At 57.3% G+C, this 255-nt stretch carries 1 protein-coding gene; it reads left to right on the top strand.

Annotated features, from left to right (window positions below):
• Positions 1–255: DUF4214 domain-containing protein (locus ACO0LN_RS30410; protein WP_422980515.1), on the top strand; the 255-nt coding region annotated here is incomplete at both ends.

Below are 255 nucleotides of genomic sequence, written 5' to 3'. Positions count from 1 at the left end.
ACAATGATGTCTTGCACCGCTCTGACCTGTTTGCCATGCAGCTTTATCGTGACGTGCTGTTCCGTGAGGCAGATACCGCAGGTGTGCAGTACTGGCAGCAGCAGATCGACAGCGGCAAGATGAGCCGGGCTCAGGTGGCGGCGTCGTTCATGGAGTCAGCTGAATTCCAGAGTGGCATAGGCGGCATCACGCGTCTGTACTTTGGGGCCTTTGACCGTTTGCCTGACCGTGAAGGTCTGGCTTACTGGATGCAGG

Source organism: Undibacterium sp. TC9W, from assembly GCF_049339865.1.
Classification (GTDB): Bacteria; Pseudomonadota; Gammaproteobacteria; order Burkholderiales; family Burkholderiaceae_D; genus Undibacterium.
The sequence above is the reverse complement of the archived record's forward strand: the minus strand, read 5'-3'. Positions and strand labels throughout refer to the sequence as shown.